At 39.2% G+C, this 16,799-nt stretch carries 9 protein-coding genes; 8 read left to right on the top strand and 1 reads right to left on the bottom strand.

Going from position 1 to position 16,799, the window contains the following annotated elements; all coding sequences use genetic code 11:
• Window positions 1–9: 9 nt before the first annotated feature.
• The 6 genes from J2S11_RS11090 (at window position 10) to J2S11_RS11065 (ending at window position 9,513) form a co-directional block, all read left to right on the top strand.
• Window positions 10–1,203 (top strand): DegT/DnrJ/EryC1/StrS family aminotransferase, encoded by a 1,194-nt coding sequence (locus J2S11_RS11090; protein WP_307394521.1) that lies wholly within the window; start codon window positions 10–12, stop codon window positions 1,201–1,203.
• The gene (locus J2S11_RS11085; protein WP_307394519.1) at window positions 1,200–2,219 is read left to right on the top strand and encodes an NAD-dependent epimerase; all 1,020 of its coding nucleotides are present in this window, start codon (window positions 1,200–1,202) and stop codon (window positions 2,217–2,219) included. The genes J2S11_RS11090 and J2S11_RS11085 overlap by 4 nt, the downstream gene beginning before the upstream one ends.
• Before the next feature lie 14 nt (window positions 2,220–2,233).
• Window positions 2,234–3,127, top strand: a complete 894-nt coding sequence (gene galU, locus J2S11_RS11080) for a UTP--glucose-1-phosphate uridylyltransferase GalU (RefSeq protein ID WP_307394517.1) — start codon at window positions 2,234–2,236, stop codon at window positions 3,125–3,127.
• A gap of 9 nt (window positions 3,128–3,136) precedes the next feature.
• Window positions 3,137–4,489 carry a UDP-glucose 6-dehydrogenase TuaD gene (gene tuaD / locus J2S11_RS11075; RefSeq protein WP_307394515.1) on the top strand — a complete coding sequence of 451 codons (1,353 nt, stop codon included), beginning with the start codon at window positions 3,137–3,139 and terminating at the stop codon, window positions 4,487–4,489.
• Window positions 4,490–4,884: 395 nt separating this feature from the next.
• Window positions 4,885–5,397, top strand: coding sequence for a VanZ family protein (locus J2S11_RS11070; RefSeq protein WP_307394704.1), 513 nt, complete (start codon window positions 4,885–4,887; stop codon window positions 5,395–5,397).
• A 288-nt stretch (window positions 5,398–5,685) separates the two neighbouring features.
• The gene (locus J2S11_RS11065; protein ID WP_307394513.1) at window positions 5,686–9,513 is read left to right on the top strand and encodes an S-layer homology domain-containing protein; all 3,828 of its coding nucleotides are present in this window, start codon (window positions 5,686–5,688) and stop codon (window positions 9,511–9,513) included.
• A 97-nt stretch (window positions 9,514–9,610) separates the two neighbouring features.
• On the opposite strand, the gene J2S11_RS11060 is transcribed toward J2S11_RS11065, so the two are convergent.
• Window positions 9,611–10,249, bottom strand: coding sequence for a YigZ family protein (locus J2S11_RS11060; protein ID WP_307394511.1), 639 nt, complete (start codon window positions 10,247–10,249; stop codon window positions 9,611–9,613).
• Between the two features lie 694 nt (window positions 10,250–10,943).
• On the opposite strand from J2S11_RS11060, the gene J2S11_RS11055 reads away from it, so the two are divergent.
• Window positions 10,944–14,144 (top strand): S-layer homology domain-containing protein, encoded by a 3,201-nt coding sequence (locus J2S11_RS11055; protein ID WP_307394510.1) that lies wholly within the window; start codon window positions 10,944–10,946, stop codon window positions 14,142–14,144.
• A gap of 537 nt (window positions 14,145–14,681) precedes the next feature.
• On the top strand, window positions 14,682–16,661 hold the full coding sequence (locus J2S11_RS11050; protein ID WP_307394508.1) for an S-layer homology domain-containing protein: 1,980 nt from the start codon (window positions 14,682–14,684) through the stop codon (window positions 16,659–16,661).
• Window positions 16,662–16,799 lie beyond the last annotated feature (138 nt).

Below are 16,799 nucleotides of genomic sequence, written 5' to 3'. Positions count from 1 at the left end.
GAGGATACTATGAAGCAGGCAGTGAAGGAACGAATTTATCTCTCATCTCCTCATCTAGGAGAGGAGGAACAGCTATTTGTACAAGCAGCGTTCACCTCCAATTGGATAGCTCCTCTTGGTCCAAATGTGGATGCTTTCGAGGAAGAGCTTGCGGCTTACGTGGGGAGTGGTCATGCGGCAGCAGTTAGTTCAGGAACGGCTGCGATTCACTTGGCTTTAGAGCTATTAGGTGTCACAAAAGGTGACGTAGTCTTCTGTTCCTCATTAACCTTTGTAGCTAGTGCAAACCCGATTCTATATCAAGGGGCTGAACCTGTCTTTATTGATTCCGAGCCAGACTCATGGAACATGTCACCAGTGGCGCTAGAGGAGGCACTCATAGAAGCGAAGCGAGAGAACAAGCTTCCTAAAGCGCTAGTCGTAGTCAATCTCTATGGTCAAAGCGCAGATTACAGTCGTATTCGTCCCTTATGTCAGCAGTATGGTATCCCTATAGTAGAGGATGCCGCAGAATCACTAGGTTCTACGTATCAGGGAAATCAAACGGGAACCTTTGGTCAATTTGGTGTATTCTCCTTTAATGGAAATAAAATCATTACCACGTCAGGTGGGGGGATGCTCGTTTCGGACAATAAAGAAGCGATTCAGCGAGCTAAGTTCTTGGCTACACAGGCGAGGGAACCGGAAATCTATTATCAGCATCAGACGCTTGGCTATAACTATCGATTGAGTAATATCCTAGCTGGAATTGGTCGAGGTCAGTTAAGAGTGTTAGATGACCGTGTCCAAGCTAGAAGGAACGTATTTCAACGCTATGAAGAGGAATTAAGATCGTGGGCGGGCATTGTATTTATGCCTGAGCTACAGGAGAGCTATTCTAATCGTTGGCTAACGGCCTTAACGCTAGATAAAGCTGAACTGGGTGTCACAAGGTTAGATCTCATTCATGCCCTAGGGCTAGAGAATATTGAAGCTCGTCCTGTGTGGAAGCCGCTCCATCTTCAGCCACTGTTTACAGGCTGCCGCTACTATCGGCATGAAGGGCGAAGCGTATCAGAGGAGCTGTTTAGAGATGGGCTATGCTTACCTTCAGGCTCAAATCTAACTTCCGAGCAGCAAGAGCGAGTGCTAGAGGTATTCAAAGAAACGGTATCTAATGCGCCAAGTGCTAAAGGAATCGCTCAGGAGAGGGTTAGCTTATGAAAATACTAGTGACAGGAGTAGCAGGATTTATCGGGATGCACTTAACGAAGCGATTGTTGCTTAACGGGTATCAGGTGGTCGGGATCGACAACTTGAACGACTACTATGATCCGCTACTGAAGGAAAAACGTCTAAATCAGTTGTTAGACTATGCTAACTTTACATTCATGAAAGCTGATTTAGCGGATGATGCCCGCATGAACATGCTGTTTGACGCTCATTCCTTCACTCATGTGATCAATCTTGCGGCACAGGCAGGAGTACGATACAGCTTGAAGAACCCCAAAGCGTATATTGATGCAAATTTAGTAGGCTTCTCCAATTTACTAGAGGGCTGTCGCCAGCAGAACGTTGAGCATCTGATCTATGCCTCATCTAGCTCTGTTTATGGGGCAAATACGAAGATGCCTTTTTCCGTACAAGATCCGGTCAATCATCCTGTTAGTCTTTATGCGGCAACGAAAAAGTCGAATGAGCTTCTGGCTCATTCCTATAGCCACCTCTACCAAATCCCAACGACTGGACTTCGCTTCTTCACGGTCTATGGGCCATGGGGCAGGCCGGATATGGCGTATTACCTTTTTACAAAAAGCATCGTCTCTGGAGACCCAATTAAAGTATTTAATCATGGAAAAATGCGCCGCGATTTTACGTATATTGATGACATTGTGGAGGGAATCGTACGTTTGATCGGCAAGCCCCCTCAAGCGAATAAGGAGTGGGACAGAGAGCATCCAGATCCAAGCTCAAGCTATGCTCCGTATAAGCTGTACAACATAGGAAACAATCAGCCAGTAGAATTACTTAGCTTTATTCAAACATTAGAGGAATTAATCGGCAAGAAGGCGAATATGGAATTACTACCGATTCAGCCTGGTGACGTGGAGGCGACCTACGCCGATATTTCAGAGCTGGAGGAAGCGGTCGAGTTCAGGCCGTCTACATCTATAGCACAAGGCTTGGCTACATTTGTTGAGTGGTTTAAGGAATATCATCATCAACCAACTAGAATCTAAGGAGGCTTATACCCATGCATGTGAAAAAAGCGATTATACCAGCAGCTGGATTAGGAACTCGTTTTTTACCTGTGACAAAGGCTCAGCCAAAGGAAATGCTCCCTATCGTAGACAAACCTACTATTCAATATATTATTGAGGAAGCGGTGGAGTCAGGCATTGAGGATATTATCATCGTCAGTGGTCGGAATAAGCGCTCCATTGAGGATCATTTCGATAAATCCTTTGAGCTAGAGGAAACATTAGAGGCCAAAAAGAAATTCGGTCAGTTAGAGGAAATTCGTAAAATTTCAGAGCTAGCCAACATTCATTACATCCGTCAAAAGGAGCCAAACGGATTAGGTCATGCGATCTGGTGTGCGCGTAAGTTCATCGGTCAGGAATCCTTTGCTGTGTTATTAGGGGATGATATCGTTCAATCGGAAAATAAGCCTTGCTTGAAGCAATTAATAGATATTCATAATCGATATAACTGCTCCGTCGTAGGGGTGCAGGAGGTGCCAGACGCTGATGTCTCTAAATACGGGATCGTCAGTCCGATGGGCAATCAGATCGAGGAGAACGTAATTCATGTAAACTCCTTAGTGGAGAAGCCTGCTTTAGAGGAAGCTCCTTCAAACTTTGCTATTATGGGTCGATACGTTCTGCGTCCAGAGATCTTTGATATCCTAGAAAATCAAGAGCCGGGCGCCGGTGGAGAAATTCAACTGACAGATGCGATCAAACGACTCAATGAAGCCCAAGCGGTTCTAGCGTATAACTTCGAAGGAATTCGCTATGATGTTGGAGATAAATTCGGCTTTATCAAGGCCACGATCGACTTCGCCTTGCAGAGAGCTGATTTAAAAAATGATGTTCTGGATTACTTAAAGGAAGTCTATGAAAGCCAGCTTGTAATGAAAGGATAGGATCACATCATGAAAAAAATAGCTGTACTCGGAACAGGTTATGTGGGCTTAGTGTCAGGTACATGTTTTGCCGAGATTGGCAATCAGGTAATTTGCTGTGATATTGATGAAGGAAAAATCCTGCGTTTACAGCAAGGAGAAATCCCTATTTATGAGCCAGGACTGGAGGATATGGTTAAGAAAAACCAGCAAGAGAAGCGGCTTTCGTTCACGTCAGATATCCCTAAAGCGATCCAAGAGTCTGAAATTATCTACTTGGCCGTAGGGACTCCGATGTCTGAGTCTGGCGAAGCGGATCTATCCTATGTCAAAGCAGCAGCCAAGACGATTGGACAGCAGCTGAACAGCTATAAAATCATCGTCAACAAAAGCACCGTTCCTGTAGGCACTGGCAAATTGGTCAAGAGCATAATTAAGGAGCATGTGCAGGACAGTTGTGTAGATTTTGACGTTGTTTCTAATCCTGAGTTCTTAAGAGAGGGCTCTGCTCTAGAGGACTGCATGAACATGGAAAGAGCGGTAATAGGAGCAGATAACGACCAAGCGGGTCAAATCATTGCTGATTTACACGAGCCTTTTCACACAACGATCTTTCGTACAGATATAGAGAGTGCTGAGATGATTAAATACGCCGCAAACGCCTTTTTAGCCACAAAAATTTCCTTCATTAATGATATTGCAAACATTTGCGAGCGAGTTGGAGCAGATGTGACTCATGTGGCAGAAGGAATGGGCATGGATAGTCGTATTGGGTCTAAGTTTCTACAGGCAGGTATTGGGTATGGAGGCTCTTGCTTCCCTAAGGATACGCAGGCCTTGGTGCATATCGCTCAAGAGGTAGGCTATGACCTTAAGCTTGTTCAATCGGTGATTCAAACGAATGAGCAACAGAAATATGCTGTCGTTCATAAGGCTAAGGAAATCATGGGAGACGTGAATGGAAAAACAATAGCTGTTCTAGGCCTAGCCTTCAAACCGAACACAGACGATATCCGTTACGCACCATCGTTAACTGTAATTCCTGAGTTAATCAAAGCAGGGGCAAACGTTAAAGCCTTCGATCCAATAGCCATTCCAGCAACTCAGCAGGAGTTCAGCATGAAGCTGAGTCAGGAGCAACAGCAAAACATAGCTTACTCTACCGATTTGTATGGAGTCTTAGAGGGTAGTGACGCGTGCTTGATCCTAACAGAGTGGCAGGAGGTTCTACAGCTAGATTTAGAGCAGGCAAAATCAAAGCTCAAAGTACCACTAATTATAGATGGACGGAATTGCTTTAGCCTAGAGATGATGCTAGAAAAAGGCTTTACGTATCATTCCATTGGTCGCCCTGCTGTAGATCGTTTGAGAATTCCTGTATAAGTTTTGTTGAATGGCCATGAAGCTTATAAGTAACTTTCTATTATATATAGCTTACTAGAGCATGGCCTTATTAAACCAGACTAGATCAGATAATTAATTAATTTGGGCTATTATAAAAGTAGACCTTCCCGATGACTTTAGGCTTGAGGCAGTTTCAAATAGTTAGACTTACTCTAGCTATCTGGATGTGCAGCTTAGCTCATGGGTAGGTCTCTTTATTTTATGTAAATTGACCATCGTTCCAAGCAAGGATATGATGGGAAGATGAACATTAGTAACTATGACCAAAACTATGACCATAACCTCACTCTCAATAGGTAGAGTTCCAATTATATAGATAGCTCATGACAATCATATAGAGAAGCAATAGATTTACATTTAAGGAGTGAACCACCATTACTGTATTAAAACGCATCCTATTTATCCTACCCTTTATCCTATGGATAGCCGTTATTATGACTGTATCCAATCAATCGTTTGAGCAGCAAAGCATACAGCCTAGGCTCATGGACTACATTACCGAAGATAAGCTTAGAGAAACCTTACCTGACGTAAGTGTGTCCTACGGAGTGGTTAAAATAGAATCCAAAGAAGACCCGTTCCGCTTCGTCGAATTCATATTTCGTAAATCAGCCCATCTCTTTGCGTACGGGTTATTAGCTACATTTGCCTGTGTTGCTTTTATTCCCTACCCGAATAAACCGAGGTTTAGATGGATCGCTTTGATCAGTCTTTTATCCGTTATAATTGTAGCTTCGATAGATGAGTTGAATCAGGCTCAGATGGATTCCCGTACAGGTGCTTTCCAAGATGTTGTTTTAGATTTTGTTGGTGGGTGCTTAGCTTTAACGATTATTGGACTTATAATATGGAAGAAACGGAGTAAGGCGAAAAGAAAAGAGAGATAGTTGGATTTTCATATTAAGGCTTTTACTTGTACATTTTTTAATGATAATTAACACAAAGATGTAGCTTTATGATAAAAGGGGACTGTGCTATTTTTTACTTGTATTGTAGCAGGGTCTTTTTTTCGTGTGGAGCAATTATATGAATTTTATCAAAAAAAATGGAAGAATTTAAGATTTAGTCTTTAAGTGGCTCGCCGATTTGTCGATATATAGAGTAGAAGACTGTCGTTGGGATAATGGATAGGTTTCATAAGGTCTAACGAACACAACTACAAAGGGGAGATTATGGTGAGGCACTTTAAGAAACTCATTTCTGGTTTGCTTGCTGTCATAATGCTTATAACACTGATTCCTCCGTATGAGGCAGAAGCAAATGCAGCATTTATGAAGGTTACGAATTTTAATACAGCACCTAGTACGGTTACAAATGGGGTTGAGCGACCAAATTGGAGTCATGCATCTGCTTCAGGAAACGCACCAACTAATGTTACATCAAGACTGGTTAGCGTAGAGGTAGAATACAATAGTATCTCAAGTGATAACATTTCTAATATGTATTATGAAGTGAAGAACATGGATACAGGGACAGTTAGGGAATTTACAAACAATCCCCCACAGGTGCTTTCAAATCAACGTGTTCGATTTGAAAATGTTGAGTTAACAGAGGGACTTAACAGAATTACTGTTGTTCTAAATACACCAAGTAGACCTAGAAGTGTACCGGCATGGGTTAACTTTACGGATGTTACTTCAATCCAAGAATTGAGAATAAATGATCAGTTGTTTTCTAATGGAATATTTGTACCTGAAACGAATCAAGGCGGACAAAACTCCGTTTGGATAAGTGGTACGGCTCCCAACTCTACAGAGGTTAGAGCATATACAACTGGAAATAGTGAAGGGTTTAGATCTAGTTTGTTTAACCCAACAACTGGCGAGTTTTTCTTTTCGGCAGGTGATCGCAATACGAATCTTATCTTAAGACCAGGGGATAACTCTGTTGAAATAGTTGCAAGAAATAACGCAAGAACGTACCGTACAGAAAGAGAGTTTGTTTATAATAATGGACGTGCCTTCTTATTTAATACAAGAGCTACTGGAGGGCCAAATATTACAACAGGTGAAGTTATGCTTTATACCCAGCCTAACTTTACAGGTGGAGCAGCAGCACCGTATAACCTCAATATAACTACTGATATAAAAGTAAATAAAACGGGAAGCGCACTTGCTCATAATCAAATCCGATTTGTTTTAAATGGTCAAGAGCTTCAAGATTTCTATATTGAACTCAACAACTTGGCAGCAGGGACTGTTGATGTATCAGTAGGTGGAGGAACTGCTGTACCTAGGACAGTAGTAGAAAGAAACGATCATTATATCATTCGTAACGTGGCACTTAACGGCTTTCCTATTGACGAGGGACAATCTAGGCAGGTTCTAGATGTTCAATTCTTAATTAATGGGAATGCAGGAACAGATGCTCACACACAAAATTTTGTCTATCATTATGTTAACAACAATTATCCATACATTGAAAGTGTTGAATTAGCAGAAAGTGGAACTCCATTATTTGATGGTACGGAAATTAACCTAACAAACGAAGAAATAGAGTTTACTGTAAACACTAGGCAGAATGCTACAGGTGTACGTGTTTATACAAATCATCAAGCTGGTCATGTGGCTGAAGTTATGGGAACAGGTACACTTACTGTTAGTCTGGGTCGAGATAGTTTACCCGAAGGTAGAAGTACATTGCGTTTCGTACCTTTGGGAGCAGGGGGAGCAGGAACCACGGAGTATAATGTAGGCTCTAAAAGTTATTTAATTAACTTTAACCCTACCCCTTACGTTTATGCGCAAAATGTATTTAATGGGCAGGTATTTAGCCGTTTAGCGGATCTACCCGCTAACTTTGAGCTTGTTCCAGTAAATATTCCACAAAACGCATGGTCAAATATTAGAGTTAAGTTTAATGATAGTGAGCTAACGAAAAACATAGGTACAGGTATGATTACAACACCAGTAAGTGCAAGCAGCTTTATTGGTGGGGTAAATGTATTGGAAATTGAGTTCTTTAATACGGGATCAGCAGTTCCTGTAGCAACGTTTAGATATGAGCTGCTTTATTTTGAAGATAACGTACCCAATGTAGCTCGATTAAATATTCACCCTGATCTTATAGAGGATGGCAAATTTATTCGTGCTGATGGACAAGACTCTAGATATCACACGAATCAGAAAGAATTTCACTTTGAAACAAGCTTTGCCAACGCTGAAGAAGTTAGAGTAGTTGTTAATGATCCCCATGAAGATAATGAGTTCTTTGAGGTTTATCGTTGGGAAGGAAATGCTTTCAATAGAGTAGACGATCAGTCAAACCGAGCTATCCTAGATAATGCGACAAGAAACTTTACTCAAACTGGAGATTACTTAAGTGGTAGTATCTCCTCTCTTCCAATTCAAATGGAGGGAAGCGGAACGTATATTGTTGAGATAACAGTAACAAATCGATCTGGTTTGTTCAGTACGAGAATGTTAGAGGTTGTTCGTGAGCCATTATCTTATCAGGTTCACTATCCACTCATTAACCCTACTACGAATAGAGGTACTGTTAATGGGAACTACAGTAGATTTTATGTAGAGGCTGAAGGAGCAGATAAAATCATTTACGGTAGAAACCTAGAGGTTACAGAAACACAAACCATAAGGCTACAAGATGGGGAGCGCGAAGTATTTGTTTTTGAAGCTACAGGCTTGAGAAGAGGAAATAATACCATCTCCTTCACTGTTGTACGAGGATCTAGAGAAGATACAGCTAACATTACTCTAGTGAATGCTGATACAGCTGTAATTGGTGCTGAATTTAAGGAGAATATCTCAAACGGAAGAATTAGAGCATTTGACAGAGGCTTTGATTTAAGGTTTCCAAGAGGAACCATTCTCCATAAAAAAGATACGAGAGAGCCTGATCAATCTCTTTCTCCTAATCACAATATCTTAGTGGGAATCGCTGATCCATTCGATGGCAGGGTAAATAAATATTTACATCCTCTAGCCGGTGAGCGCTCTGAATTCCTAACGGAGAGTGGATGGGATGTAGCTTATAATAGATTGAGAGAGCCTACAGATAAGTTCAGACCAGTTAGCCCAATGTATTGGATAGATGCTGGAATTGCGAATAGAAACCAGCCATTCCAAGGTGGACTTGATCCTTATGAAAGAGGGCATGAGTTCTTTAACCGTCATGATAACGAAGCAAGTGATCTCTATGTACCGTCTCAGCCAGGTCAACTGACGCTAACCTACAATCCAAACATTGTTCAATCTGCTTGGAGATATGTCACTGTGTATCATTATGGGTTTAACGAGGATCACAGAGGAGACACACGATTTGAATGGAACAATATTGGTGGAGTTGTTAATCAAAGAAACAATACAATAACCGTGCCGGTTCATGAGTTTGGTTATTATGTAGTCATGTATATGGATCGTTCCTACGATGATATTATTGGACATCCTTGGGCTAGAGATTTCTTAGATACACTGTTCTCAAAAGGAATTATGAAACCAAAGGAAAGCACGAGATTTGTGACCAATGAATCCATTTCCAGAGGTGAGTTTGCTTCATTGCTTGTTAAAGCATTCGAAATACCTTTAGATTATGAAGGTACAGGTACATTTGTGGATGTAATTAGAAGTAACCCTTCTAATAATGATGGACTATATGCTTATAAATACATCGAGACAGCGGCAAGGGTAGGTATCGTTCGTGGAAACCTGCAAGGCTTCTTCCAGCCTAATAGTAATATTACAAGGGAAGATGCTGCTGTTATGATTGCGAGAGCGGCCAACTTGAAGCTAGAAACAAATGTAGATCGTGCTAGACAAAATCTTGAAAAAACATTTACTGACACTCATAACTTTGGGGATTACACAATTCCAGCAGTACTAGCTGTAAATAGAGCAGGTTATATTGAAGGTAAGCCTAATATGATGCAACCTGATCAAAGAAGAGCGACCTATTACTTTGATCCAAAAATGAACCTGACTCGTGCTGAAGCAGCTGCTATAATGATGAGGGTCATGCACAAAGCTAGAAAGATACCTAGTCTGTAAGAAAAGTAAGAGAACGTAAAATACGGGTCAGCCTTGAGAATATTTATTCTTAAGGCTGACCCGTAGATTTTTATATAAATATTTATTTGTTGTAATCTCATTCAACAATACGATCGACATAATCCTCACCTGTAAATGCCAGTTCACATTGGTCACTTGTTAAATCAACCATTCTCTCTTTAAACGATTCTACAAGATCATCAGGAACGAGAATCTGTAGAGTAACCTTATCTAAGTAATCAATATGTTTAATAATCCACTGGTCAATTCCGCGCACTTCATTCTCTATTCTTCCTAGAAGAGTATAATCAATTGTAACATGAATTAAATGATGCAAAGAGCGTTCAATAATCTGAGCAGCCTTTAACCCCTGTACAGTGGACTGTGTATAAGCTCGTACAAGCCCGCCTGCGCCAAGTTTAATTCCTCCGAAGTATCTAGTAACAACGACAACAACATCCTTTAATCCTTGCTTCTTTAGCACCTCTAACATCGGCTTCCCTGCCGTTCCACTCGGTTCACCATCATCATTGGCTTTCTGAAACTGATCCTGCTCCCCTATTAAGTATGCTGAGCAATTATGAGTGGCATCCCAATGCTTCTTCTTAATTTGTTCAATAAAGGCTAGAGCGTCCTCCTCATTCTCTGCGGGTTGAACATAACCAATGAATCTTGATTTATCTATAACTATTTCTTTTTCTCCGTATCCTTTAACTGTCACATAATTTTTAAGCATGACCTGCTCTCCTTTTGCATACCTATAGTCTGATGGGTGATAACCCTATGTTTTTCATTGCCTATATTGTACAGGTTTGTTTATAAAATGAACAATTATTTATCTCGTATAGTGAGTTATTTGGAGCAATTATGGGTATCTAAAGTTTGGAGCTACATTATTTAAGAAAGAGTTTAAATGATCTGGTAAAATCTATAGGATGACACAGCAACTGTAAGGTCGTATACTAATATTCGTGATAAAGAAGTTGTATACCGCTTACATAATGACAGTGAACATAAACTAAAGATGTTGAAGTTCGACAATAATTTTAGAAAAAAAGCTAAAGCGTAACGCAACTTTTTGATCCGATGAACGTTTAATTCTACGTGAGAGTATTTATCTCAACAAACAAAGCTAATTCACAAAAATGCTTTAACAATTCTATGGGAATATGATAGAATTTATGTTAGACTATGAATTGGCATATTTACCCTTTACGATTTGCTAGAGAGGTTGTATACTTATTTAGTACAATATTTCTGCGAGGGTAATGAAATGTTGACAAGTTTCTACAAACGAAAGTTGTTTGTAGACACATTTAATAAAATATTATAGCTCAACTCAGGAGAAGGGGTGCGTACATATGAGAGAATAGAGCTCAAGTAATATTTCAAACACACACAAAGTTTTTCGAGGAGGAGAAACAAAGGTTATGAAGAAAAGTTTAGTATCTTTACTTATTTTCGCCTTAGTTTTCACGATGGTTGCTCCTGCATTCGCAGCAGTTAACGATATCGAGAATTCACACGCTAAGGAAGAGATTGAAGCATTAATCGAGGCAGGAATCATCAATGGTTACACTGATGGTACTTTCAAGCCAAGAAATGAAATTACTCGTGCAGAAGTTGCAAAAATTCTTGCTTTAGTATTAGAGCTTGAAGAAGATGCAGAAGCTGCTAGCGTATTTACAGACGTTCCTGCTTGGGCAGCGCCTTATGTTGGAGCTCTAGTAAACGCTGAAATTACTCAAGGTCAAAGCGAAACAAGATTCGGTTCTAACGTGAACGTTTCTCGTCAAGAGTTAGCTGTATTCTTTGCTCGCGCTATGGAATTATATGAAGAAGCACAAGAGTCTGATTTAGAAGTTTCATTCAGTGATGCTAGCAGTGTTGCTGCATGGGCTAGAGGAGCTGTTGCACTAGCTGCTGAAATCGAGCTAGTTAATGGTTTCCCTAACGGTACTTTCGGTCCAACTCAAGGAGCTCTTCGTCAAGATGTAGCTGCTTTATCTCACAGATTCTGGGTAGGTTCTGAAGAGTATATTGAAAGAGCTCGTGAAGTTCTTCAAGCTGCTCAACCAACTTTAGAAGTTACTGGTGTAACTGCTACTAACTTAAAAGAAGCAGTTGTTACTTTCAACCAAGATTTACATGAAGGTAGCATTGCTGATGCTAACTTTACAGTTAAAAATGAAGCTGGTGAAACTACAGAAACAACTGCTACGCTTAGCGAAGAAGGAAACGTAGTTGTTTTAACTGTTAAAGAGCAAGATGGACATTTTGATAACCAAGAAACTTATACTCTTACAGTTGAAAGAGTACAATCTGCTTCTAATGTTGCTATTGAAACAACTGAAGTAGAATTCACAGCTTTTGACCGTGAACTACCAGAAGTTGAAGAAGTAGTAGTAACTGGTCCTAGAAGCTTTGACATCATTTTCAGTGAGCCAATCAAAGGAAATGAAGAAGCTCAAAATTCAGCTGTTGAAGTTAGAAGTGAAAACTCAACTATTGGTGCTAGCCAAGGATTTGAAGGGTTTGGTACTCGTACGATTTCTGTTGAGCTATTCTCTGATATGGTTGACGGTAGAACTTATGATGTAACAATCAGAAACTTCGTTGACTATGCTGATTATAGAAACGTTGTAACAACGTATGAACTTCTTTATGAAAAAGACGAAACTGCTCCAGTTGCTACAGTAACTAAAGCTGAGCAAGAGTATGTTATCGTTAAGTTTAACAAACCAGTAAGTGGTTTAACTGCTAACCACTTCTATCATTCTTTCTCTACTTGGAGAGCTGTTGGTATCTATAAAGATGCTAAGTTCGAGCAAGCAATCTTACCAACTGATAAAGTAAGCACAGTATATGTTACTTTCTACGAGTCTGATGAAGATGGAGAAGAAGTAGCAGGAAGCAGACCTTTACCAGAAGGAAATGTAACTTTCGTTGCTGCTGCAAAGCACGATTCTAACGAAGTTAAAGATAACTGGGGTAATAATTTTGAAGAAACAGTATTTGAATTAACAATTGCTGCTGACAGAGTAACTCCAGAAGTAACTGATATTACAGTTCGTTCTGAAAGAGTATTACGTGTAGCATTTAATAAGCCAGTTCATTTCAACGCTTCTAACATTGAAGTATTGAACACAGATGGTTCAAGAATTAGTGGTGTTAACGAAGTAGTTACTGCTGTATCTAACACTAACTCATTTGATGTTAACCTTGGAACTGATCTACCTGGTAGAACTGTTCTAGTTAGAATTACTGATGTTGAAGATCGTACATTAGCAGGTAACAAACTTGCTACTTACACTGAGACTTTAACAATTGGTGATAAGCAAGCTCCTGAAGTAGTAGATGTTCTTTGGGAAACAACTACTGATAGTAGTGGAACTCCTATTGTTAATGAAACTGCACGTACAATCTTTGTTGTTTACAATGAGTCTGTAAACTCTACTGCTACTGCTAGAGCTAACTACAAACTTGTTGATGGAAATAACTTAGTTACATTTAATGGAACAGCTTCTTTCTACAATGATAATAGAATTGTAAGATTGGTATTCACTGAATCTCAATGGAACGATCTTAGAGGTACAAGATTCTCTGGATTACAAGTAACTAATGTTGAAGACACTGCAGGTAATAATCTAGTAGGTCAAACATATAGTAAATCTAGATTCATCCTAAAAAATCAATATGTTCCAGCTGTTGATTCTGTAGAAGCAATTGCTACAGATAAATTACAAGTTACTTTTGAACAGTTCTTACCAGTTGTAGAAAGAGGAGCATTTACAATTAACGGTCAACCGGCTGCTGCTCTTACCTTATCTACAAATTCTGATGGTCAAACAGTAGCTACATTAACAACTGCTTCAAATGCACGTTTCGAAGCAGATATTACTGGTGCAAATTATACAATTGCTTCTGGTGGAAATGGGTCAAGAGTTCAGAATATCTTTAATGTTGCTCTACCTACTACAAATGAAGGCAATGAGCCAGTGGTAGATAAAATTGCTCCTACAGTTGTAGATAGACAAGTCTATGTAGATGCGTCTGCAGGTATTATTGAAATCCAATTCACAGAAGCATTAGAATCAGAAACATTTGCTGATTCTGGAAGAAATGGATTCTCAGTATCTGGTGGATCACTAACTTCTGCAAGTTTAAAAGATGGTGATAACAGTGTAGTAGTACTAAGAGGTAGCAACTTCACAACTAACACTCGTATCTCTTATAACGGCACAAACATTACTGATACTGCTAATCCTGGAAACAGATTAGCAAGCTTTAACTACACTAGAGCTTTAGTGGCAGATGATCTTGGAGCTCCTGCTCCAGGTCCAACTCCTGAAGAAGAAGCTAGAGAAGCTTTAGAGGATCTTATTGCAGATAACTCTACTTTAAAAGCTAGTGCAGAATTACTTTTACCTGCTGACGAAAATGATTATGTAGCTGAGCATACAGCTTTGGTTAGTGCTATTGAAGCTTACGATACTGCTCTTGCTGCTGCAGAAGATACTTTAGATATCGCTGAAGCAACAGAAGGTCAGCTAGAAACTGCTGCAAATAATCTTCAATCTGCTATTAATGCTTTAGAAGCTGCTATTACAGCAGTTGAAGGGCTAGAATAGTAATAGATCTTCTATTATTATTTTGAAAGATCCGTAGGTATATACCTACGGATCTTTTTTTGGTTTTGCGTGGATAGCAAGCCGTTAATTGCTAATCGGTGAAAGTCCTATCTCAGTAAGAAGCAAGTCTCAGTAGCTGACAGGCAGCTAGTGGAGAAAACCTAAGATTGAAGCTCTGTGACACAGTAATCCCGTAAGAAATGCGAGAAGCCTAGCAGATTGTAACCATGAAGTGTTGAATGTTAAATCCTTCTAAGAAGCCATTTAAAAATCGTAGACGCTATTCAGGATATGGGTATGCCAGTTTTGAAAAATACTAATGAACAGTATCTGTGTGGAAGATATACCTCATTTGTTAAGAAAACGCTCAAGCACCAATCGAGTTTGGGCAATACGGTCAAACGAACGAACGACCGTTGTGGATGATGTCCATAAATGTCTGCTGTTTTTTAAACAGTGTCTAAAAATCTCTATATGTCCCTACATACCAAAATATGCTATAGTTAAGGGATAGAAAAGCATGAAAAGGGGATGAATATGCGCCAAAAGTTTATCGTTACCACATTACTATGTACATTACTACTATCACTAATCTTTCCAAGCGTATTATCAGCTAACACATTGCAAAACTTTGATGATGTACCTACAGCACATTGGGCAGAAAAGTTTATTAAAAAGATGGATATTCGAAATGTAGTTGAAGGATATGAGAATAACACATTCCGTCCTAATCAAGGAATTAGACAGCAGGAAGCTGTAGCAATGATCGTGAGGTTCTTAGGCTATCAAGATGAAGCAGAAGCTGCAAAGAGCTTAGAAGTGCGTGAAGATCATGAGCTTTATCCATACATACAAGGTGTACCTGAATGGTCAAAAGGAAATATACTTGTGGGAGCTCAATTAGGTCTAATTAGTCTGGCATCTGATGCTGGATTTAACCCAACAGAAGAAGCTTCTAGAGCTTGGATGACTAAGCTATTGATTACTTCTATTCAGAAGCATGGAAGTGTTCCGGCAACAACAAGTAACCTTCAGTTTACAGATAGTGATTCTATACCACCTTGGGTACGTTCAGAAGTTAATCTCGCTACTGGGGCGGAGATTGTCACTGGCTATCCAGATGGAACATTTAAACCAGAAAGAACGGTTACTAGAGCTGAAATGACGGCATTACTTGCTAAGGCAGAGGAGTTTGTTAGTTCGGACTACTTAAAAGATATTGTTCGAGGTAAGATAGAAGTTAAACAAGAAGATGGGGCAATTGTTAATACAGATAGCGGTCTAGAAAAAATCTTTATTCAAGATGATGCTTTACTTTTCCAAGAGAATAATAGGATATCTTTCGCTCAATTAAAATCAAGTGATGAAATATCTGCTATTATTGACTCAAACGATCAGGTACTATTCCTAGATCTCTTAAATGCTAGTGAGAGAAAGGTAAATGAAATAGAAGGTACTGTTTATGTCTATGATGCTAGTAAGGAATTATTAACAATCCAAGATCAGACGCAAAACTTAACTAGTTTCAAAGTAGCCTCAACAGTCACGGTAAATAAAGACAATAAAGCTATAAGAATTAGTGAACTTAATACCTTTGATAAAGTAAGAATTACTTTAGAAGAAGGGGAATTAAAACATATAGAAGTTACTGAGTCATATGAACATCAAAAAGAAGCTGAGATTATTAGTATTAATACAACTGAACGAGTAGTTACTGTTAAGCATGCGGACCACTCTTATGAAGTTATATCAATTAATAATAGAGTTAAGCTTTTAGATCAACAGGGTGCTCATATATCCTTTGATCAATTAAAAATGAATGAGAAGGTTAAGATCAATTATCATGAGGATCAAGTGGACTCCATTCAAATACCTGTTAGTCACATGAGTGACTATGTCATTACGCAGGTTAATACACGAAGAGCCATTGTGACTAAAGATGGAGTAAATGAAGAATATAATTTCGACTCTTCGTTAAAAGTGTTAATTAAAGGGTACATTGAACCTAGCAGTACAGATTTACTGGTAGGTGATAGAGTAAAGCTTAAACTAAGTGATGGAAAGATTGTAGAAATAGAAGTTTTAAATAGAGAAAGAAAAGCATTCAATTTTGATTTCAGTGATTCAAGTGCTAATGCGATACGTGTTAAAGATTTAAAAACAAATCAGCTTTCATATATAACGTATGATAGTGATGTTAAGCTTTATCAAAATAATTCTGCGTTAAGATCTCTTACCAGCTTTAATCAAGGTGATCGTGTTTTAATTAACATTCGAGATGGTGTTGCTTTAAGAATAGATAAAGCAATTTTTAATAATTTTGATATTACTGCTAGAGATGACGCAAACAAAACTATCACGGCCAGAAACAGACAGTATAGTAATCAGACATTTAGATTTGCTGATCACACTGTTGTAATTGTAAACAATACAACAAGCCATATAACTAATATTCTAGTCGGTGACGGTGTGAATATTTATAGTGTTGGTAATGAGATTGTGGAGATTAGAAAGTAGATTTTAGCAGTATTGAATCAACTACTAAACAAAGTTATTCATTGCAAAACATAATAGTTTGGATATGAGCTAATAAACCCAAAACATTGGGAATTAGCTCTTTTTTTATCTGAATTGCTAAATCTACTAGTTCCTTTG

Origin of the sequence: Bacillus horti (genome assembly GCF_030813115.1) — a bacterium.
Lineage (GTDB): Bacteria > Bacillota > Bacilli > Caldalkalibacillales > JCM-10596 > Bacillus_CH > Bacillus_CH horti.
Note: the sequence above shows the minus strand (reverse complement) of the source record. Positions and strands in the feature narration are given on the sequence as shown.